The 232-nt window shown below is 50.9% G+C and carries 1 protein-coding gene; it reads left to right on the top strand.

Annotated features, from left to right (window positions below; translation table 11 throughout):
- On the top strand, positions 1-232 hold a 232-nt coding region (locus F0L68_RS45950), incomplete at both ends, for a hypothetical protein (protein WP_149855426.1).

Here is a 232-nt window from a genome sequence, read left to right as displayed (position 1 = left end):
AACAAAATGAAACTTCTCGTTGTATTTGCGATGTGCATGCTCGCCGCCAGCGCGGGCGTCGTTGAACTATCCGCGGACACTTCTAACCAAGACCTCGAGGAGAAACTGTACAACAGCATCCTCACCGGCGACTACGACAGTGCTGTCCGTCAGAGCTTGGAATACGAGAACCAAGGCAAGGGCTCCATCATCCAGAATGTAGTTAACAACCTGATCATTGACAAGAGACGGA

It is taken from the genome of Solihabitans fulvus (genome assembly GCF_008386585.1).
Taxonomy (GTDB): domain Bacteria; phylum Actinomycetota; class Actinomycetes; order Mycobacteriales; family Pseudonocardiaceae; genus Solihabitans; species Solihabitans fulvus.
Note: the sequence above shows the minus strand (reverse complement) of the source record. Positions and strands in the feature narration are given on the sequence as shown.